Origin of the sequence: Marinobacter azerbaijanicus, assembly GCF_030250645.1 — a bacterium.
Taxonomy (GTDB): Bacteria; Pseudomonadota; Gammaproteobacteria; order Pseudomonadales; family Oleiphilaceae; genus Marinobacter; species Marinobacter azerbaijanicus.
In genome coordinates this window covers 111485-130862 of sequence record NZ_JASSVS010000009.1, presented here as the reverse complement: position 1 = coordinate 130862, position 19378 = coordinate 111485, and the positions used below count along the sequence as shown (strand labels likewise).

General features: G+C 57.0%; 18 protein-coding genes. 5 read left to right on the top strand and 13 right to left on the bottom strand.

Going from position 1 to position 19378, the window contains the following annotated elements; translation table 11 throughout:
- Positions 1-12 precede the first annotated feature (12 nt).
- The 8 genes from QPM17_RS16785 to QPM17_RS16750 form a co-directional block, all read right to left on the bottom strand.
- Entirely contained in the window at positions 13-1011 is a 999-nt protein-coding gene (locus tag QPM17_RS16785; protein WP_285392081.1) for a sigma-70 family RNA polymerase sigma factor, read from the bottom strand.
- A 120-nt stretch (positions 1012-1131) separates the two neighbouring features.
- The gene (locus tag QPM17_RS16780; RefSeq protein WP_285392080.1) at positions 1132-2574 is read right to left on the bottom strand and encodes an aspartate kinase; all 1443 of its coding nucleotides are present in this window, start codon (positions 2572-2574) and stop codon (positions 1132-1134) included.
- A 51-nt stretch (positions 2575-2625) separates the two neighbouring features.
- A complete protein-coding gene (ectB, locus tag QPM17_RS16775; RefSeq protein ID WP_285392079.1) occupies positions 2626-3894 on the bottom strand; it encodes a diaminobutyrate--2-oxoglutarate transaminase in 1269 nt (422 codons plus the stop codon).
- A 136-nt stretch (positions 3895-4030) separates the two neighbouring features.
- Positions 4031-4546 (bottom strand): diaminobutyrate acetyltransferase, encoded by a 516-nt coding sequence (gene ectA, locus QPM17_RS16770; RefSeq protein WP_285392078.1) that lies wholly within the window; start codon positions 4544-4546, stop codon positions 4031-4033.
- Positions 4547-4693: 147 nt separating this feature from the next.
- Positions 4694-5647: a metallophosphoesterase family protein gene (locus QPM17_RS16765; RefSeq protein ID WP_285392077.1), complete on the bottom strand. Its 954-nt coding sequence runs from the start codon at positions 5645-5647 to the stop codon at positions 4694-4696.
- The gene (locus QPM17_RS16760; protein ID WP_285392076.1) at positions 5644-7059 is read right to left on the bottom strand and encodes a sodium:solute symporter family transporter; all 1416 of its coding nucleotides are present in this window, start codon (positions 7057-7059) and stop codon (positions 5644-5646) included. Before QPM17_RS16760 ends, QPM17_RS16765 begins: the two co-directional genes overlap by 4 nt.
- Before the next feature lie 404 nt (positions 7060-7463).
- A complete protein-coding gene (locus QPM17_RS16755) occupies positions 7464-8426 on the bottom strand; it encodes a radical SAM protein (RefSeq protein WP_285392075.1) in 963 nt (320 codons plus the stop codon).
- An 83-nt stretch (positions 8427-8509) separates the two neighbouring features.
- Positions 8510-10699: an FAD-dependent oxidoreductase gene (locus QPM17_RS16750; RefSeq protein ID WP_285392074.1), complete on the bottom strand. Its 2190-nt coding sequence runs from the start codon at positions 10697-10699 to the stop codon at positions 8510-8512.
- A 218-nt stretch (positions 10700-10917) separates the two neighbouring features.
- Here QPM17_RS16750 and QPM17_RS16745 point away from each other — a divergent pair, with 218 nt between their 5' ends.
- Positions 10918-11538 carry an RNA polymerase sigma factor gene (locus tag QPM17_RS16745; protein ID WP_285392073.1) on the top strand — a complete coding sequence of 207 codons (621 nt, stop codon included), beginning with the start codon at positions 10918-10920 and terminating at the stop codon, positions 11536-11538.
- Positions 11532-11777 carry a zf-HC2 domain-containing protein gene (locus QPM17_RS16740; protein WP_285392072.1) on the top strand — a complete coding sequence of 82 codons (246 nt, stop codon included), beginning with the start codon at positions 11532-11534 and terminating at the stop codon, positions 11775-11777. The genes QPM17_RS16745 and QPM17_RS16740 overlap by 7 nt, the downstream gene beginning before the upstream one ends.
- 62 nt (positions 11778-11839) lie before the next feature.
- On the opposite strand, the gene QPM17_RS16735 is transcribed toward QPM17_RS16740, so the two are convergent.
- From QPM17_RS16735 to nrtS, 3 genes are all read right to left on the bottom strand, one after another.
- The gene (locus QPM17_RS16735) at positions 11840-12781 is read right to left on the bottom strand and encodes a DUF3179 domain-containing protein (RefSeq protein WP_285392071.1); all 942 of its coding nucleotides are present in this window, start codon (positions 12779-12781) and stop codon (positions 11840-11842) included.
- The gene (locus QPM17_RS16730) at positions 12781-13149 is read right to left on the bottom strand and encodes a glutaredoxin domain-containing protein (RefSeq protein WP_285392070.1); all 369 of its coding nucleotides are present in this window, start codon (positions 13147-13149) and stop codon (positions 12781-12783) included. The genes QPM17_RS16735 and QPM17_RS16730 overlap by 1 nt, the downstream gene beginning before the upstream one ends.
- Before the next feature lie 64 nt (positions 13150-13213).
- Positions 13214-13567, bottom strand: coding sequence for a nitrate/nitrite transporter NrtS (nrtS, locus tag QPM17_RS16725; protein WP_285392069.1), 354 nt, complete (start codon positions 13565-13567; stop codon positions 13214-13216).
- 213 nt (positions 13568-13780) lie between these two features.
- On the opposite strand from nrtS, the gene QPM17_RS16720 reads away from it, so the two are divergent.
- The gene (locus tag QPM17_RS16720; RefSeq protein WP_285392068.1) at positions 13781-14191 is read left to right on the top strand and encodes a hypothetical protein; all 411 of its coding nucleotides are present in this window, start codon (positions 13781-13783) and stop codon (positions 14189-14191) included.
- Between the two features lie 84 nt (positions 14192-14275).
- The gene (locus tag QPM17_RS16715; RefSeq protein WP_285392066.1) at positions 14276-15031 is read left to right on the top strand and encodes a YiiX/YebB-like N1pC/P60 family cysteine hydrolase; all 756 of its coding nucleotides are present in this window, start codon (positions 14276-14278) and stop codon (positions 15029-15031) included.
- Here the strand turns inward: QPM17_RS16715 and QPM17_RS16710 are convergent.
- Positions 15001-17148, bottom strand: a complete 2148-nt coding sequence (locus QPM17_RS16710; protein WP_285392065.1) for a putative bifunctional diguanylate cyclase/phosphodiesterase — start codon at positions 17146-17148, stop codon at positions 15001-15003. The genes QPM17_RS16715 and QPM17_RS16710 overlap by 31 nt on opposite strands.
- A 126-nt stretch (positions 17149-17274) precedes the next feature.
- Between QPM17_RS16710 and QPM17_RS16705 the strand changes: the two genes are divergently transcribed.
- Entirely contained in the window at positions 17275-18645 is a 1371-nt protein-coding gene (locus tag QPM17_RS16705; protein ID WP_285392064.1) for a DsbA family protein, read from the top strand.
- A 24-nt stretch (positions 18646-18669) separates the two neighbouring features.
- Here the strand turns inward: QPM17_RS16705 and QPM17_RS16700 are convergent, their stop codons facing one another.
- Positions 18670-19338 (bottom strand): c-type cytochrome, encoded by a 669-nt coding sequence (locus QPM17_RS16700; protein ID WP_285392063.1) that lies wholly within the window; start codon positions 19336-19338, stop codon positions 18670-18672.
- Between the last annotated feature and the right edge of the window lie 40 nt (positions 19339-19378).

Below are 19378 nucleotides of genomic sequence, written 5' to 3'. Positions count from 1 at the left end.
ACCCTCCGGAGCCTAGCTCCAGAGGGTTTTTTCCGGGCCCTCGACCCGGCTTCTGAGTTTCTTCAGGGCACCTTTTTCGATCTGCCTGACCCGCTCGCGGCTGATACCGAGATGGTCCGAGATAACCTGCAGGGTCTCCGGCTCCGGCAGACCCAGGCCAAAGCGCCTGGACAGCACGTCCTTTTCACGGGAACTGAGGTCTGACAACAGAGCTGCCAAAGCCCGCTTCCGGTCACGGTGAGCCATATCATGGTCCGGTGCGGATTGCTCTCCCGCACTCAGGTTGTCGCCCAGAGTAATGCCACCGTCGGTGGTGACCGGCATATCCACAGACACTTCCAGGCTCGCCAGCGCCCGCAGCTCGCCAATTCGAGACGGTGACACCTCAATCTCACGGGCCAGTTCGCTTTGCGACGGTGTACGCCCCAGGGTCTGATGAAGAATCAGGGATTTTTTCTGCAGCAGACGGATTTCGTCCACTACGTTCTCGGGTGTGTGTACCAGCCGGGTTCCACGTTTCATACAACGCTTGACCTCTTCGCTGATCCACCAGTAGGCATAGGTGGAGAAACGAAACCCTTTGGTGGGATCAAACCGCTCCACAGCCTTGATCAGGCCAACATTGGCATCCTGGATTACATCCGACATCGGTATACCGCGGTTGGCGTAACGCCGTGCAATATGCACCGCGAGCCGCAGGTTGCTGCGGATCAGGATCTGACGGCTAGCGGTGGCGAGGTGGTAAGCGCGACGACAGCGGGTTGAGAAAGCGCAGGCATCGCCCAGGCTGCCAACCACTTCGCGGAAGGTTTGGGGGGTTTCCTCCGGCAGGGCCAATTCTGCGGAAATGACCCGGTAGCAGAAGGACAACCTGCGGGAAAGCCGGCGCTCTCCCTCGTCGGTCAGTAATTCATAACGGGACGCATCCCTGAAGTACAGCCCCACCAGGGATTCCGTTTCGCCGGAGTGGGCTATGGTCGGAGACGGCCCCGGGCTCTGAACATCATTCATGGCACAGGTTCCGATCGTAAATTTACTTAAGATACGCCCGGAAAATGGCCATGGATCCCCTTTCACGGGGAAGGTAAGAGCCTGTTGCGGCAATTACGGACAGGACGAATCCTGTCCGGCTTACGCTGCAACGATGGCGTACTCGTGGTTATAGGGCTCGATCAGTACGGCGTGAAGCGCCACGATTGTCTTCTTGTAGGCGTCTTCATCAACCACAAACTGGATGTCCACCTGGCGCATGCACTGGTGCAGGGCCAGAACACTGATCTCCTCATCTGCCAGAGCCTTGACCGATCGCGCGAGGATTCCCGGCATCTTGATGTCGCTGCCAATAGCAGAAACGATCGCTACCTTGCGGGTACTGATTTCCGCATTGGGGAACTCGTCTTTCAACGCCCGCACCACGCGCTTGACATGCTTGAGGGTACTGTCCACGTAGTGGGTAATGGTATTGGCGTTGGTGTCCTTGGACATGAAGCGGACCTTGAAGCGGCCAAGCACTTCGAGAATACGACGGTCAGAGCCCGGCTCGCCCTGCATATCCTGGTCGAACACCTCAATGGCAAACACACCCTTGTTGCCGGCAATGATTTCCACCTGAGGCTTCTCACTGACGTAGTCGCCGGTGATCAGGGTGCCAGTGTGTTCCGGCTCAAAGGTATTCATGACCCGCAGCGGAATCTCATTCTGGCGCATACCCTTGCCCGCACGGGGATGGATTGCTTCCATTCCCAGGTTGGCAAGCTGGTCGGCCACGTCATAGTTGGTCCGGCCAAGGGGCACCACCTTGTCCGCGCCCACAATGTTGGGATCGGCAGAGCTGAGGTGGTATTCCTTGTGAATGATGGCCTCACGGGCATTGGTGATGACTGCCACTCGGCTAAAGGTCATCTCGCTGTAGCCCCGGTCAAAGGTGCGCATCAGGCCTTCCTTGCACTGGGCGTAGCCGGTGACAATGGGTAGCTCACGGGTCAGATCTACCGCATCGAAGGCCTGCTTGAGCTTTTCATCCAGTGGCAGAAGCTCGTTGTCACGCCAGCCTGTCAGGTCGACAAAGCGCGCGTTGACCCCTTCCTGCTGCAGTTTCAGGGCGGTATTGAAGGCACTGTGGGCCTCACCGATACCGGCGAGCATCTCGCGTACTGTCAAAAGATGCTCTTCCAGCTGGAACTGACCATAGGAACAAAGACGCTGGAGGTCGATCAGGCAACCGCGAACCCCTTCAATGCGGTCGGTAATGAACTGGTCCGCCTGCTGTTTGAGCATGGGGTCCGGGAACAGGTCGCCATTGATGTCGGTCAGAAACTTGATCAGCTTGGTGAGGTCGTCGCCCCAGGCCCAGTCGGATTCCGCGTCAGCAAACAGGGCATAGACGCCCGGCTCGCCGGTCTTCTTGTGCTCCAGCAGTTCGTCGGTGACACCGCCGTAGGCGGAGACCACGAAGATGCGCTGGTAGTAGTCGTCTTTTTCGCGCCCGCCGAGAATGATGTTGTCGCGCACCGCCTCATAGTTGCTCATCGAGGTGCCGCCAATCTTCTCTACGGTATGTTGTTCGCTAGTCATAGTGTTACCGTCGTTATCCTGCAGAATGAATTTGGGGACATCGCGGGCGTCTCAGGACGCCTTGCTCAGTCCGTCCTGCATGATTTCATCCACGCTTTCTGCTAGAAGTTTAGCACCTTTGCGCAGATCGTCCTCGCTGGTAGTCAGCGGCATCAGGCACTTGATGACTTCATCGTTGGGGCCACTGGTTTCAATGATCAGCCCCTTCTCAAAGGCGCGGCCGGTGATCCTGTCCGTCAGCTCTGCACGGGTGGCTTCAATGCCGCGCATCATGCCCCGTCCTTTCATCCTGAACTCGCCGGGATACTTGTCACAGATGGCCTGCAGCCCCTCAGCCAGCACCCGCGTCTTGGCCTTCACTTCATTGGCAAAGGCGTCGTCTTTCCAGTATGTCTCGACCGCTGTACGTGCCGTCACGAAAGCCATGTTGTTGCCACGGAACGTGCCGTTGTGTTCACCCGAACTCCAGATATCCAGCTCTGGCTTGAAGAGCACCAGCGCCATGGGCAGGCCGTAACCACTCAAGGACTTGGAAACAGTCACAATATCCGGCTTGATGCCGGCAAACTCGAAGCTGAAAAACTCACCGGTACGGCCATTACCTGCCTGGATATCGTCCAGAATCAGCAGGATGTCGTGCTTTTTACACAGTTTCTCAAGGCCCTGCAGCCATTCGGCTCGGGCGGCATTCAGACCGCCTTCGCCCTGGACCGCCTCGACAATAACTGCGGCTGGCAGTTCAAAGCCGGAGGAACCGTCAGACAGCACCTTGTCCATGATCTCGAGGGTATCCACGTTCTCGCCCAGGTAACCGTCATAGAACATGAAGTCCACGTTGCCCAACGGCGTACCGACACCACCGCGGTGATGCTTGTTACCGGTAGCGGCAACCGCGCCCATGGTTACGCCATGGAAACCGTTGGTGAAGGAAACAATGCCATTGCGACCTTTCACCTTGCGGGCCAGTTTCAGGGCTGCTTCCACACAGTTGGTGCCGGTCGGACCGGTGAACTGCATTTTGTAGTTCAGGCCACGGGGGTCCAGGATGTGCTTCTTGTAGGACTCTATAAAGTCATGCTTTGCCGTGGTGAACATATCCAGGCCCTGGCTGACACCGTCGTTTTCAATGTACTCGAGCAGGGCTTTCTTGAGAATGTCGTTGTTATGGCCATAATTCAGTGACCCGGCGCCGGCCAGAAAATCCAGGTACTCCTTGCCATCTTCGGTGTAGAGATGCGCATTCTTGGCGCGGTTGAAAATCACCGGAAAGGCACGGGAATAAACACGTACTTCGGATTCAGTCGACTTGAAAAGTTCCATGGTCTTGCCTCTTAGCATGTCAGGTTCGAGGTAGTTGTGCGGGGGCACGTTGGTTGAGGCCGCAGTGACAGATTCACCTCAGCAATCTGCCGGCCAGTCCAAACAGGGGGTATCTATCGGTCGTTCGGGAAGGCTGTTACGCCGACTTTGTGAAAGGCCCGATGCGGAGCAGGAACTCGGAGTCGTGCTTGCCGCCAAAATGGGTGTCTTTCTCAAAGTGCTCGTGATAGGTGAGTTCCGCACCCATATCACGGGCAAATGACCGGAACAGGGCCCAGGAAGCCTTGTTGTCTTCAGTGATGGTGGTTTCCATGTGGGTCACGTTCTTGCACACGTCCCGGGCCACAATCGCCTTCAGCATCCGCTTGGCCAGACCCTGCCCACGACCTTTCTCGTGAACGGCTACCTGCCAGACAAATACGGTTTCGGGCTGTTGGGGAGGGATATATCCGGAAATAAAACCGACCAGATCGCCGTCTATCTCCGCTGCCACGCCGGTTTCGGCAAAGTGGCTGCACTGCAGGAGGTTGCAGTAGATCGAATTGGGGTCCAGCGGCGGGCATTCCTCAACCAGCTGGTGGAGCCTGTAGCCATCATCCATGACCGGTACCCGGAGGCTGATGGCGGTGGTATTTGAGCCTTCTGATGTCATAACGTGATCGATTCGCCTCAAAAAGTTAATGCCAAATTATATAGACCACAAAATATATTTCAAGTCTGGCTTAACAGGAAGCACATTCAGGAACGCCGCCTCCTACCTAAAGGATAGACGGAATTGAGCGGGAATCCAGTGACAGAACTATGAAACAGTGGAAGGAAACACAATGCTGTCTGCACCCAGATGCGTCCCGGCCACTATACGGCTCCGATAGGACACCGCAGCTGCCGAACCACCAGGCCAGAGCTGGTCGAACCGTGGCAGCCAGGCATCCAGATCATAGGCCACTGGCAGCAACGATACGTTCAACCCACGCCGCTCGATACCGGCAACAGGCTCAGCCCGCGGACTTGTCAGACCAATTCGGGTAATCAGGCCGCGTGGGTCCTGCTCCAGGTTACCCATACCAGCCGAACCATTGTTGACGACGATTCGGCTGTGCTCTTCCACGGTTCCCGCCCAGAGGACCGGCAGACACGTATGGGTGGAGGCAATCACATCAGCCCCGGACCCGGCAAACCATTCCGCCAACTGCGCTTCGTTGCCCGCCACGAACGATTCATGTGCCAGACCCCAGCCGGCCAGGGACTCAGGATCGCCATGCACCACCAAAACCTTTAGTCCTCCAAATAACAGGCATCGATAGCGGGGCAAGAGGCGAAGCCGTTTCTGGATGTCCGGATGGTCGCCGGCCACGCCCTGAAGCCGCTCCATGATGGTGTTGGAGCGCTCGACCACACCCTGGTCAACAAAGTCGGGGTAGGCACAGCCGCAGCCCGCGCCATCATTCGGGTTGGCCAGTTCGTAATCCACATTACCGAGGCTGACGGTATGATCCAGGACGCGATTGTTGATTTCCCGGAACAGGCTATCACTGGCATTGAACCAGTTGAAATCTCCGTTGAAGACCAGCTTTACCCTGTGGCCCCGGCGCTCCTCGGCGAGCGCCATTTGCTCAATTTCATCAAGTGCGTACGGATTCCCATACAGCCCGCCAATGATGTAGAGCACATCCTCCGACACATGGCGCGGCTCCCGACACAGGTCGGCAGCCTTGTATCGATACGCCAGGGGACAGCTGCGGCCTTCGTTCATATCCGTGCCTGGGCCTCGCCGGTCGCCAGCGTGCGCCCGGCGAGCCTGCGGGCCACCAGGGGCAGGAAGAAACCGGCAGTGCAGATCAGGAAACCATAGGCATTCACACCCAGAAGCATCGAATACGCTCCGTCACCGATAGCCCAGCTTGATGGGATCAGCCCCACCGCAAGCAAAACGCCCAGCCCAAGACCCGTCCAGAAGCTCAGGTGAAAACTCCAGGGCGACCAGCGAGTGAAACCATAGAACAGGAACACCGGCGCCAGCCCCATCACCATGGTGCCGGAAATGGTCGTCGCCTTGAGAATGTCGGTGCCGGCAAACATCGGCAGGTTACCCAGGAACGCAAAGGCAATCATGATCACCGCCCCCACACGCACACTGGGCAACCGGTCTTTCGCCCGCTTCGCCAGCCGCGGCAGATCCACTGCCAGGGATTTGGCCAGCGAACTGAAGGTGGAATCCAGCGTTGAACCAGCCGATGTCATCATCACCACACTCATGAAGAACAGCGCCGCCAGCCCCAGCGACTGACCCACCGCCGCCGGCGCATTACCCATGGCCTCGATACCGTTAAGCCGGGCATGGACACCCACCAGGCTGAAGATAAACACCGCCACAAAGCCCAGTAGCCCGGCAACCACAAAGCTCTTCAGCATGGTCTTCTCCCTGTTCACGAAACCGCGATCGGTGAGAACCGGATCGTGGAAGGGATAGCTGAACATCTGAAGCAGGGCCACCAGTAGCAGGTCAAAACCGGCATTGAGCTTGAACTCGCCATTGGTCAGCAGCGCACTGGTGTCGTTGGCCGGCACAATCAGGAACAACACCGCCCCGACAAAGAACACAAACACAAAGGCCTGGATCACATCAGTAAAAATCGACGACCGCAGACCGCCCTTGAGGCTGTAGGCCAGGGTAAACACCGTGAACAGCATGGCAGCACCGTAGTACTCCCACTCCCCGGGCAGACCAAAGTAACCACCCACCACAGCGGTGTTGCTCCAGACCTCGTTATACAGCCGGATCAGAATCGCCGCTGCAAACGCCAGACTGGCAAACCGACCGAAACGGGACGTCAGAAAATCCTGCAGACTGCGCGCGCCGGTCTGGGTACGAATCAGGTAGATAATGTAACCGGCCACCGGAATCGACAACCAGTAACTGGCATAAGCAAGCCCGCCGGTCACCCCGTAGGCCGCACCCAGGTTGGCGGCATTGGTAACCGACTTGGCAAAAATCCAGCTGATAAAAATACTCGCCGTCAGCGACCACTGACCCACCGGATTGCCCTGGTCATCCGCTCCCTTGTAGAAAGAATTGGCGTTCTTGCTCTTGGGCGACAACACATACATCACCACCCCATAAACCACCAAAAATCCCCAAAACAGGGAAGCTTCCGTGAAATTCATTGTCTGTTCTGTCCTCGTTCTTTATTTACTATCCGGGGCTGGTTCGGTTACTTCGGGCTTTGGGTGCCTGAGTCAGTGGTGGGGGGGGTTCAAAAAAACGCCCGTGAACCCATCCATGGGGGGCTTGGTCGCGCCATCCCTGGCGCTCCACATTTTTTGAACCCCCCCCACCACTGCCTCTGTCATCAAAGTCGCCATGCCGTCCCCGACTTTGCGTTGAAAGCAACCAATTGAAAAAATTCTTTGTCTTTAATCCAACGAATTGCAGTGATTCAACCGCGGTCTGGGGGTGGTGTTTTATTTCCGCCAGGAAAAAGGTGTCTGAGCGAAGCGAGTTCTTTTTCCCAAGGAAATAAAACACCACCCCCAGGCCGCCAATCCCCAGCAACCAGTCCTACAAAAAACTAACCAGGCGCCGAACAACTAGCCCCAAACCGATAACAGGAAAAACACCGGTGATGCCGCAACATAATGCGCTCATCCATGCTCTCTGCCAGTGTTCCGCCAAGGTCATACTGCGGATCATCATCCACCAACGTACAGGCATACACCCGCACCCGCTCACCCCGCTTCACCAGCATGCGCGTATAGGTGCACATAAAATGGGAACGGGCCTCTTTGGTAGGATACTTCTCCATGCAGGTTTCCGTGATCTCCGGGCTACCGTCCTCCGAGCCTGGCGTACCCAGGTCCGGGAACGCCGTAAACGCCAGGGTTTCCGGGATGCCCCATTCACGGAAGATGCCGCGAAACGCGGACTCCACATTGGAAACAAGCTCATCCGGGTCAGTCTGCCGTGCGATGGAAACCTTGAAGCCCTGGTGCACCAGCCAGCGGATACCTTCCAGAGCCTTGTCGAAACTACCCTCGCCCCGGTCAACGTCGTGGCGGGCACGGTCCGGGAAGTCCAGGCTGACACGGAAATGGATCGGGTAGGGGTTGTCCAGCAACGGCAACACCTGATGGCGGCGTTTCAGCAGCGGATCGGTGGCATTGGTAAGCACAAAGCACGGCCGATGGTGGCTGGCGTAATCCAGAATATTGATGAAGTCCCGGATTACGAACGGCTCACCGCCCGTGAAGGAGAACTGCTCCACGCCCATATCAAGGGCTTCGTGAATGAAGGGTTTCACGTCGCTGAGCTTCATCCCGGGGATGCGACCGTCGCCGGGATGCGAGCCTTCAAGGCAGAACGGGCAGGCCAGGTTGCAGGCCGTGCCGGTGTGAATCCACAGTTCCTTGAGTCTATCCGAATCAATATAGCCGCGCGGGTCGCCGTTGCGGGTATGGGTCCAGCTGTCGTGGGCCCTGGGTTCCAGCACTTCCACGGCGGGGATACGTTTTTCGGCGGTTTCGGTCAGGGGCATAGCTGCTCCGTGTTTACGGTGAATCTCTCTGTACAGACAAACCAATGGCACCGGCATTACACCACCGGTGCCATTTCTTTGTTTTACGTCGTTGCTTCCTTTACAGCCTTGTTGCGGGGCTGTTTGCCGCGGCGCCAGCCATGCAGCTTCTCAAGCAGTCTGAGAATGCCCTGCGGCGCGTGTTCACGCTTCCATTCACCGGCGGCATACTTGGCCGACTCGTTCCAGGTCGGGTAGGGGTGAATGGTCCCCAGAATCTTGTTCAGGCCCAGGCCATGCTTCATGGCCAGAGTGAATTCCGCCAGGATTTCGCCCGCGTGCATGCCCACCACGACAGCACCCAGTATCTTGTCCTTGCCCGGCGGCGTAAGCACCTTGATAAAGCCGTAGTCCTCACTTTCCGCGATGGCACGGTCAAGGTCATCAAGCCCGTAACGGGTCACCTCATAGGCGATGCCCTTTTCCTTTGCTTCTGCCTCGCTCAGCCCGACGCGAGCCACTTCCGGCGAGGTGAAGGTCACCCAGGGCATAACCCGGTAATCCACCCGGAAGCGTTTGAACTGGCCAAACAGGCCATTCACTGCCGCATACCAGGCCTGATGGGCGGCCGCATGGGTAAACTGGTAGGGGCCGGCCACGTCGCCGCAGGCGAACACATTGGGGAAGCGCATACTCATATCCTCTTCCACCGGCACGGTGCCATTGGGCAGGGTTTCAACCCCAATTTTCTCCAGCCCCAGACCGGTAGTGTTGGCTGCTCGGCCAACGGCCACCAGAACCTGATCAAACGGGATCCTGATGCGTTCGCCGTCGTGTTCGCAGTAAGCCACTTTTTCTCCGTCTTCAACGGCAAAGTCCTTGGCGGCATGATTCAGCCTCAGGTCGATACCATCCTGTTCGAACTGTTTCATTACCACCTCGGCAACGTCACTGTCTTCCTTGGCCAGGATCCGGTCGCCCATCTCCACCTGGGTTACCTTGCTGCCAAGGCGCGCAAAGGCATGAGCCAGCTCCGAGCCAATGGGGCCACCACCCAGCACCAGCAAACGTTCCGGCTGGGTATCCAGCGACCACAGGTTATCGGAGGTCAGAGGCTCCATCTCCGCAAGCCCCGGAATCGGTGGCACCGCCGGGCGACCACCGGTGGCAACCACAATGCTGCGGGCAGTCAGTCGCTCGGTACGGCCATCGTTATGAACAACCTCCAGCTCCCAGGGTGATACGAAGCTGGCCGTGCCAGAGATGCAGTCTACGCCCAGTTTTCGGTAACGCTCCGGCGAGTCGTGGGGCTCTACCTTGGCAATCACGTCCTGGACACGGTTCATGATGTTCTTGAACGATCCTTTCACCGGTACGGACTCCAGCCCGTAGCGATTGGCGTGGCGCATGGTGTCGGCAGCCTTGGCACTGCGAATCAGCGCCTTGGACGGCACGCAGCCAGTGTTGAGACAGTCACCGCCCATCTTGTCCTTCTCGATCAGTGCCACTTTGGCCTTGACCGCCGCCGCGATGTAGGCCGACACCAGACCGGCAGAACCGCCACCGATGACCAGCAGGTTGTAATCAAATGAGTCGGGTTTCTGCCAGCCGGCATAAACCCGGCGCTTGCGGATAAAGCCAACGATGAACTTGGCAATCAGCGGGAACAGACCCAGCAATGCGAACGACAGCAGCAGGTCGGCGGAAACAATGTCACCGGTGGATTCAATCTGGGCAAGCTGTGTGCCGGCGTTAACGTACACGAAAGTGCCGGGCAACATGGCAACCCAGCTCACCAGCGCGTAGGTCTTCAGCTTCATGGCCGTCAGGCCCATGGCCAGGTTGATCAGGAAGAAGGGGAATACCGGAACCAGCCGCAATGTCGCAAGGTAAAAGGCGCCGTCTTTTTTGATGCCACGGTCCATCCTGGCGACGGTTTCGGCATATCGTTCGCGGAGGGTGTCCCGCATCAGGAACCGAGCCACCAGAAAAGCTATAGAGGCGCCGATGGTTGAAGCCACGGACACTGCGATCAAACCATACACATTGCCGAAAAACGCACCGCCGGCCAGTGTCATAATGGCTGCGCCAGGTAGCGACAGGGCAGTGACCACCACGTATATGCCGGCAAAGCCGAGAACTGCCACCAGCAGATTCTGACTGATCCATTGCTCAATGGAGGACTGGTGCTTCTGCAGATTTTCCAGGGTCAGTATTTCGTGGCCGCCAAAACCAATAAACAGTGCAACCACAATACCGATGACCAGAAGCAGAATGAGCTTTTTGGAGTTCATAGCTAAATCCATAGGTTAAGAATGAAAACGGTTGCCTGAAAGACACTGCACGGCGCTGGATGTTACAGCTGCTTCCGTCTAAACTTTTTTGAGCAGTTACTCATTAATGCTGGAACTTATAACAGCAAGCAGGAACATACCATTATCCAGACAGTTCTGGATGTCCAATAACATCTTTATAACAACGCTCTAACGCAGGTGTCCGGGGGGTATACGGAATGGAAACCGCAACGCATCAGTCTAATGAAGATATCCTGATTCAGGGCCTGAAATCCGGAAATGAAGCCGCTTTTCAGAAGGCTGTCCGACTCTATACACCCGGCATGATGGCCGTGGCCAGGTATTACCTTGATAATGCGTCTGCCGAGGAGACCGTACAGGATTGCTGGGTAACCGTCATAGACGCCATACAGAAATTTGAGGGCCGGTCTGGCCTGAAAACCTGGTTGCACCGGATTGTGGCCAACCGGGCAAAGAATCATCTCAGGAAAAACAAACGGGAAGTCAGCGCTGACTTTTCCGAGTCCCTCGATCCGGAACTGGCAAACCGATTTCGCCCGAACGGCCGCTGGGCAACACCACCGACCCTGCGATTCGATGAGGATGCCGAATCACTCATGGAAAACGGCGCCCTGAGCGACTGCCTGGATCAACATCTGGCCCGTCTCCCGGAAACCCAACGATCCGCCCTGATGCTTTACGAAGCCCACCAGCATAAATCCGATGACGTGTGTAACATTCTGGATGTCAGTGCCTCTAACCTTCGTGTACTTTTACACCGTGCGAGGCAAAAGATATTCCTTATGGTGGAAACCTTTCAGGAGACAGGCGAATGCTGATGTGTCGGGATCTGGCCAGGATCGCCAGTGACTACATTGATGACGAGCTGGGCACAGGGCAGAAGCTGTCGGTAAAAATGCATCTCATGATGTGCAAGGACTGCCGCTCATTTATCGGCAACCTTCGTGCCAGCACCGACCTTATACGGGCCCACTCCTCCGGCAAGCAGGACCCGGAGCTGGTCCGCCGCATTGACGAGCAGGTTGCTCAAGCACTAAGTGCAAAAAAGAAAAACTGACGATTTCAGATGACGCCAGAACGGGGCAGAGATTCCCGGATTCGCTGCATCGGTCTGAGAGATTACTCGGCTTCGAATATTTGCGTTTCGGGATGAAAAGTATACCAGGCAAACCAGAAGGCCCGGGTGGCCGGAAGCAACTCGCCTGATTCGTCCCGAAGTTCAGCAGAAGGGGCGTCAGCATCATAGTGAATACTGACTTTCTTTCCGCCTATCTGATCCTCCAACACCCGGCCATCATGATCAGCAAGCTCCGGAAAAGGCCAGGCCTTGCTCTCACCGTTATGGGTCCAGCCCAATACCCAGGTTTTCGGATGGTATTTCCGGCTGGTACTGGATACTGGGAAGTACAGTCGTTCAGTGTGGTCATAGTCGCCGTAGGGAGACTGGCGGTAGTTCCTGCGATGGCCGGTATTGGTGGAGAGCACGAGACCATTATCGCCAACCCGGGCCCGCCACTTCTGCCACAGCTCATGGCGAATGGCGACCGGCTCCAGTTCTGTGCCGGCCATAGGGCCGGAAATTGCACGCCCTTCGATCTGTGACCACAGGGATTCGGTCTGGTGATCGTACATCAGCAGATCACTGTTATAGAGCAGCCCCGAAACCCCGAAAGTCAGATGACGCCCCTCCACCACCGGGTCAAAGGCCATACCGGTGCCACACAGGGGGCAGAAGGTGATGAGTACAGGCTCACTGTTCGACTCGTGATTAACGATTTCATGCCAGTTCAGAATACCGATCGGAAAGGCATACCGCGCCGGTCCCTGGTCATAGGTCATTAACAGGTCGTCTTCCCGCCACGGCAGGGAATCCCCCGCAGGTTCAAACTTCGGGTCATTGATGGACGGGATACCATCGCGGGGTGGCCCGCCACTGAGAATCTCATCCACCGGTATCAATGAATTGCTCAGGTCAAACCCGTTCTTTTCCTGGGCCATGGGCCGGGCAGCCACCAGAAGTAATGCACACAGTACGATAAGAGCCCGGGTTAGCATCGTCATCAGTTATCCTCCAGGAGACCTGCCCCCTGTAATCCCTGCTCAACCGCCGGTATCGAAAAACCATGAACCCGCTGGCCATCAATCAACAACAGGGGTGTTCCTCGACCGCCAAGGCGCTCGAACGTTTTTCTGGCCTGGGTGGACGCGGTTATATCGAACTCGACATAGGGAATTTCATTAGTCTGGAAATAATCCTTGGCCGCCTCACAACCGGGGCAGAAAGGCTGCGAGAACAGCACCACCTGGGGAATAGCCTGCTCCGGAGGCTTATCATAAACCTCTGCCGCGCCCGAGAAGGCCGGCAGCATGGCTATCAGAAAGGCCCCTACAACAACGGGTAATCCTGTTTTTACTGAAAACATCGTCATTACCCCTATTCCTGGCCCGCAATAGCGGTGCTTCAGAAATACTGACAAACGATGGCCAGAAGTGTTACAGGGCGGACTTCCGGGCCCGCTTGTTTTCTGCTTCCGTATGCACCTCCTGTTCCACGATACGGGACTGGCGCATCAGATGAAGATCCTTGCTCACGCTGGTATAGGTGGACACCAGATAGGGAACACAGTACGTCAGCAGCAGCTTCAGCCAATCCACAGCCGCTTTACCCACAACCGCTTCCCACTGATTAATCAGGACAAGCAGGCTACCAACAACCAGAGCCAATTTTGCCGCCCGTCCCGGGGTACCTCGGCTGATGGCAAGCTCACAAGCCTCTTTGCAATGACGGAAGAGATATGCAAACCGTGAAAAGGGCATGACCAGACCCCGGATCAATCCTGTCATCATTTAAGGAAACCCTGGATCATCCTCTCGGTCTCGGGCGCGCCCAGAACGACTTCTTTTGGCATAACAGACTCCACACTTGCCAGTTGCGTTTATCAACAAGCTAACGGACACCCTTGTCGCACTATCGTTACAGAATCTGAATGATTTCACAGAACTCTTGCACTCGACCCATGCCTCTGGAACGATCGTTCAAAATTCAGAAGGAGATATGGAATGCCCAAGCAGTTACCCCTCGCCCTGTTGCTACTTCGACTCGGTATTTTTGTTGTCTTCCTGTTCTGGACTCTGGATAAACTGGTCCAGCCAGAGCATGCCGCCAAGGTATTCGGTGCTTTCTACGGTCTTGGTGGCCTTGGCGAAACTGTCTTCTACATCATGGGCATTACACAGCTGGCGCTGATCCTGCTGTTTGTGGCTGGTCTTCTGAAAACCTGGACTTACGGGGCCATTCTGATCTTTCACGGTGTTTCCACTCTCTCGGCCTTCGCCAAGTACCTGCAGCCCTTCGATAACCTGATGTTCTTCGCGGCCTGGCCCATGCTTGCAGCCTGCGCAGCCCTGTTCCTGCTACGTGACTACGATACACTGACGCTTTCAAGACAGCCGGTACCCGCAACGGCCTAGACTGCCCGGTCAGGCGCTGTAACAGTCATCCCGGTTGTTTGTCTCTGCTCCCAACAGAGGCTCCAATAACAACCGGGAGAAATAATGTTGCTGAACTGGCTATCGCGTCGGCTGGCCGCCTACCTTTCGAAACAGGTCACCCGGCATTCGGTACGCACATCCACCTGGAAAGCGCTTGAAAAGTCGCTTCAACCGGGGGACGTCGTGCTCGTAGAGGGCAATACTCGGATCAGTGCAGCCATCAAGTTCCTGACCCAGTCCACCTGGTCCCATGCTGCGTTGTACCTGGGCCCGGAGGCAGGCCTTGGAACAGCGGCAAACAGCGAACCTCATGTGCTGGTGGAGGCAGATCTTGAGGAGGGGATTCGAACCCTCCCCTTATCGTTTTACCGGCATACCCACACCCGGGTCTGCCGCCCGGTGGGGCTGAGTAAGGAGGATATCCGCCAGCTTGCCGACTATTCCAAAAGCCGGTTGGGTCACCAGTACGACATGAAGAACGTGTTCGACCTGGCCCGTTACCTGTTTCCGACACCCCCGGTTCCTGTGCGCTACCGGCACAAGTTGCTGGCGTTCGGAAGTGGCGACCCCACACGGGCTATCTGTTCAACGTTCATTGCAGAGGGTTTCCAGCAGTTGCGTTACCCAATCCTGCCGGTTGTCAGAACGCTACCCAGTGACGACCCTGACTGTGAGGACTGTGTTTACGAGCAATTCCGGGTTCGGCACCACTCCCTGTTCACACCACGGGATTTTGACGCTTCGCCTTATTTCCGGATCATCAAGCCAACGCTGGAAGACAATTTTGATTACCGGGCCATTGACTGGAGTGACCGGTAGCCGTCCGGCGCCGGCGGCCCCAGCAGGAACCCCTGGAGTTCGTCGCAACCTGAAGTTGCCAGCCAACTGGCCTGGGCCTCCGTTTCCACACCCTCGGCAATCACCTCGCAACCAAGACTGTGAGCCATGGTGATCATGGTGCGGCACAACACTTCGTCCTGCTCGTTATCCGGCAAACCGGTCACAAAGGCCCGATCAATCTTGATGCGTTTGACCGGCAGCGCCTTGAGGTAGGCCAGCGAAGAATAACCGGTTCCGAAGTCATCCACTGCCAGCAGCACCCCCAATGAACGAAAGCCTTCCAGGATCTCCAATGCGGTGGCGACATCTTCCATCAGGGCGGTTTCGGTGATTTCCAGTTCCAGGTAACCGGGCGCAAGGTCATGGCTGCCCAGAACGCCACGGATGTGCTCCACCAGCGACGGGTCCGCCAGCTGCCGGGCAGAAATATTAATCGCCATGCGACCTGAAAAGCCCTGATCCACCCAGCGCTTCATGGTGGTGACGGCCTGTTCAATCACCCACAACCCGATAGGGCCTATCAACCCCGCTTCTTCAGCAACCGGTATGAATTCGGCGGGTGACACCGTGCCAAGTTCCGGGTGACGCCAGCGCAGCAGTGCCTCATAGCCTACACAACGCCGCAACCGATCAAACTGGGGCTGATAATGAAGTTCAAACTGCTGTTTCTCAATGGCACTGCGGAGATCCTTGACCATATCCTGGCGGCGCTGGATCTGTTCACCGAGGTCCGAGGCAAAGAACTGTACTTTGGAATCCGTTGATTTTTTAGCACGGTGCATGGCGATTTCAGCGTGGCTGAGCAGAACGCCAGCCTCATTGCCGTCCAGCGGTGTCAATGCAACGCCGGCACTGACATCGCACTGGTATTGTTTGCCAGCCACCTCAACCGGTGCGATGCAGGCATTAATAACAGCGGCAATGTCGGCCTCGAGCAGATCTTCCTTCAGGCCCTGATGGGGTGTTAGCAACAGTCCGAATACGTCACCCCCCAATCGTGCAACATATCCCGGCTCGCGACTGAACCCAGCCAGTCTGCGGGCAATCTCCTGCAGCACCCGGTCCCCGGTTTCATGGCCCGCCAGGCCGTTCAGCGCCTGAAAATCATTGAGGCCAAGCACCACAAGTGCCGAGGGCATGGCTTCCCCGCCACCAGCCTCCGCCAGGAATCTGGTCAGCCGCTCTTCAAACAGGTTCCGGTTGGCCAGCCCCGTCAGTTGATCATAGAGGCTGCGTAACTGGAGCTCCTGTTCCGTCTGCTTCAGTGAGCGCGTGCGCTCCATCAGCAGCTGATCAAGACGCTTGTTCAGGGACTGTAATCGATTGAGGTAGGAGGCATTCTGCTCAAGCATGCTGTTGAATGCGCCTTCCACCTCACCGAATTCATCACGGCGCTCCGGTTCGCGAACATAGATCATCGGGTGTTCCGCATCACCACCGGCCTGCAGGATACGCGCGCGCAGTCGCAATAATGGCGACAGCATCATGCGGTCCACGACAGCCATGGTCACCACTGTTACGAACACGGCTATGAGCAGGGACAGGCCGAGAATCCGCAGAACAAACGCCGTCAGCTCCCCGGAAACGCCGGTAATATCGACACGTGCCCTGACCGGGTAGTCACCAAGCCACTGCCCGGAATCCCAGACCAGGTCCAGCCGTTGGTTCTCCGGTTTTGGCAGGTCCCGCAAGCGCCCTGACGCATCCCCGGCATCGGTCACCGGCTCCCCGACTCTTAACCAGCGGTCATTCACCATCAGTTCAAGGCCTGTCACTCTGGAGCTGCCCAGCACCCTCTGCAGCGACTCAGCAGTCACATCGTCCGGTTTGGTCGCAAGGTAGGTTGTAATGGCCTGTCTCGCCATGGCAGCGTGCTGGCTTAACAGATCCTCTTCGTAATTACGGTAGGAAGGGATCAGAATGACAAATTCGATAAGCAGAATGGCCACAAACGCAGCCATGGTCAGGTTTCTGCAAAGACGGCAGGAGATCAGCTGCCGCCCCCACTGGGAAACCGACTGCCAGTAATCCTGGCGACGACGGGCGAGTTGCTCATCAGCTCCAAGACCTGTATCAATCCCTGCCGGCGACTTCATGAGCCATCATTCCTGTTTGGTGTGAATAAGGATTCGACGTACTATCGACACCCCGGAACGATGGTTGTTACATACCAGTAATCTGCGGGTTCGCCGTCACAGAACAATCACCAGGAGATCGCCAACATGCGGTTGCCCGAAAAAGCCGACATCATGCCCTGGATGGCAAGAACCATCTCAAGTCCTGCGACACGACGTTGCCGGCAGGCAATTCACCGGTTACGGGCAACCAGAAAGGGGGAGGGCAATGTGGTTGATGTATTTATCAATCCCCGCGATCCTTTCAGTTTCGTGCTGTTGCAGGCCCTGCCGGAACTGGCTTACCGATACGATGTCCAGCTCCGCTTTTTCACCGTATGGCACCAGCCCCGGGAAATGTTTCCGGAACCCGCCATGTGGACTGACTGGGCCATTACCGACGCCGCCAGACTGGCCCGGCTCTATGGACTGACTCCTCCGGAGTCACCCGACCTGCCCACCGAAAATGCCCTGAGCCACTGCCGCGATCAGCTTCTCGCCCTCGAGAGCAGCGACAGTTACCTGGCCCGCGCGACAGAAGCGATGAGAGCCGTCTGGCAGGGCGAGATAACGCCAGATGACGACATTACCGCCACAAGCAACACCGAACTGACAGAAAGACTGCGGGCAAACGAGCAGCGGCTGGTTGACCTTGGCCACTACCAGGGCAGCATGGTGCATTTCCGGGGTGAGTGGTTCTGGGGCGTCGACAGGCTGGACCACCTGGAACGCCTGTTGATTCGTGAAGGGCGGGCGCATCAACCCGACCAGACCCCGGCATGGGACCGGACCTGGGCAACTCTCGGCCAGGATGCCCAACCTCTGGAAAGCCCGGACCAGGCACTGCTGGAAGTGTTCTTCTCCATACGCAGCCCTTACTCCTACCTCGGCCTGGAGCGGGCTGTCCTGCTCGCCCGCGCCTGGAACATACCACTCCGGCTGCGCCCGGTGCTACCCATGCTGATGCGCGGCCAATCCGTCCCGGATGCCAAGAAATGGTACATATTCCAGGACACCAAGCGAGAAGCCACCAAACTCGGCATACCCTATGGCTTTGTCGCCGACCCCCTGGGACCCGGTGTAGAGAGGTGTTATGCGCTCTTTGAATACGCCCGTTCCTGTAGACGGGAAATCGACTACATGCGCGCCTATGCACGTGCCGTCAATGCCGAGGGCATTCGCTCTGAAACCGATTCCGGCCTGCGGACCATCGTAGAGCGTGCCGGGCTGGACTGGTCCAAAGCCCGGGCCCTGCTGGAAGATCAGGGCTGGCGCGAGTGGGCGGAAGAGAACCGCAAGGCAATGTATGACCTGGGGCTATGGGGCGTTCCAAGTTTCCGTTATGGAGACACCGGATGTTGGGGCCAGGATCGTTTATGGCTGATTGAGGATGAGATCAAAAAAAGGGTGGAGACAGGCTCCACCCAAGCCGTCGAGACAACCGACGATGCAGAGCGTCACACAGATCCGGCGCAATGATTCGTTCGGGCTTTAGACCATTCCTCAGCGTTGCCTGAATTTCTCCTGCTCAATGCGCATGTACTCGGTCAGGGCGGCCAGTTCTTCGGAATCCCATTCCAGCGGCTCCGCTGCCATGGGAGCAACCATGCAGATCTGGACCATCTCATCCAGGTGGACCTTGTCCATGCCGAAATCGCTCTTGCCCATGGCCACGAAATGCGGGTATTCATTCGAGAAGGTATCGGCGTAGCCGGCACCGTTGGTATGGCAGGTCGCACAGGACAGGCCATTGGAAGACAATGAGGTATCGCTGAACAGGGCCTCCCCTTTCCTGGCCAGGGATTCGGCATCACCCTCATAGGGTTTGTACCCTTCGGGGCGCCGGACTGCTTCTTTCATGGCTTCGGAAGTCCCTTCGCCTTCTCCCTCGGCCTCGCCTTCAGCTTCGCCTTCTCCTTCAGCTTTGCCCTCAGCTTCGCCTTCTCCTTCGGCTTCACCTTCAGCCTCTCCCTTTGCCTCGCCTTCCGCTTCTCCTTTTGCTTCACCTTCCGCTTCACCCTGGGCAGCCTCCGCTGAAGGAATCAGCCCCAGACCGTTTTCCGATACCGCCGACATTCCCGCCATAGCCACTACCGTCATTACGGGTACCGACACCATAAGGTTTCGGGAAAGCTTGCGCAGGAGTTCTTTACGATGACTGTCAGTATTCATTTGATCATTCTCCAATCGTCATTGATTCCTGTTTTTTGGC

What these genes read in the sequence shown, in the direction of transcription:
- QPM17_RS16715 (WP_285392066.1), top strand. Translation starts at nt 14,276, where the DNA reads ATGTTGCTGAACTGGCTATCGCGTCGGCTGGCCGCCTACCTTTCGAAA.
- QPM17_RS16730 (WP_285392070.1), bottom strand. Translation starts at nt 13,149, where the DNA reads ATGACGATGTTTTCAGTAAAAACAGGATTACCCGTTGTTGTAGGGGCC.
- QPM17_RS16700 (WP_285392063.1), bottom strand. Translation starts at nt 19,338, where the DNA reads ATGAATACTGACAGTCATCGTAAAGAACTCCTGCGCAAGCTTTCCCGA.
- ectB (WP_285392079.1), bottom strand. Translation starts at nt 3,894, where the DNA reads ATGGAACTTTTCAAGTCGACTGAATCCGAAGTACGTGTTTATTCCCGT.
- QPM17_RS16705 (WP_285392064.1), top strand. Translation starts at nt 17,275, where the DNA reads ATGCGGTTGCCCGAAAAAGCCGACATCATGCCCTGGATGGCAAGAACC.
- QPM17_RS16780 (WP_285392080.1), bottom strand. Translation starts at nt 2,574, where the DNA reads ATGACTAGCGAACAACATACCGTAGAGAAGATTGGCGGCACCTCGATG.
- QPM17_RS16755 (WP_285392075.1), bottom strand. Translation starts at nt 8,426, where the DNA reads ATGCCCCTGACCGAAACCGCCGAAAAACGTATCCCCGCCGTGGAAGTG.
- QPM17_RS16710 (WP_285392065.1), bottom strand. Translation starts at nt 17,148, where the DNA reads ATGAAGTCGCCGGCAGGGATTGATACAGGTCTTGGAGCTGATGAGCAA.
- QPM17_RS16745 (WP_285392073.1), top strand. Translation starts at nt 10,918, where the DNA reads ATGGAAACCGCAACGCATCAGTCTAATGAAGATATCCTGATTCAGGGC.
- QPM17_RS16760 (WP_285392076.1), bottom strand. Translation starts at nt 7,059, where the DNA reads ATGAATTTCACGGAAGCTTCCCTGTTTTGGGGATTTTTGGTGGTTTAT.
- QPM17_RS16785 (WP_285392081.1), bottom strand. Translation starts at nt 1,011, where the DNA reads ATGAATGATGTTCAGAGCCCGGGGCCGTCTCCGACCATAGCCCACTCC.
- QPM17_RS16720 (WP_285392068.1), top strand. Translation starts at nt 13,781, where the DNA reads ATGCCCAAGCAGTTACCCCTCGCCCTGTTGCTACTTCGACTCGGTATT.
- QPM17_RS16750 (WP_285392074.1), bottom strand. Translation starts at nt 10,699, where the DNA reads ATGAACTCCAAAAAGCTCATTCTGCTTCTGGTCATCGGTATTGTGGTT.
- ectA (WP_285392078.1), bottom strand. Translation starts at nt 4,546, where the DNA reads ATGACATCAGAAGGCTCAAATACCACCGCCATCAGCCTCCGGGTACCG.
- nrtS (WP_285392069.1), bottom strand. Translation starts at nt 13,567, where the DNA reads ATGATGACAGGATTGATCCGGGGTCTGGTCATGCCCTTTTCACGGTTT.
- QPM17_RS16765 (WP_285392077.1), bottom strand. Translation starts at nt 5,647, where the DNA reads ATGAACGAAGGCCGCAGCTGTCCCCTGGCGTATCGATACAAGGCTGCC.
- QPM17_RS16740 (WP_285392072.1), top strand. Translation starts at nt 11,532, where the DNA reads ATGCTGATGTGTCGGGATCTGGCCAGGATCGCCAGTGACTACATTGAT.
- QPM17_RS16735 (WP_285392071.1), bottom strand. Translation starts at nt 12,781, where the DNA reads ATGACGATGCTAACCCGGGCTCTTATCGTACTGTGTGCATTACTTCTG.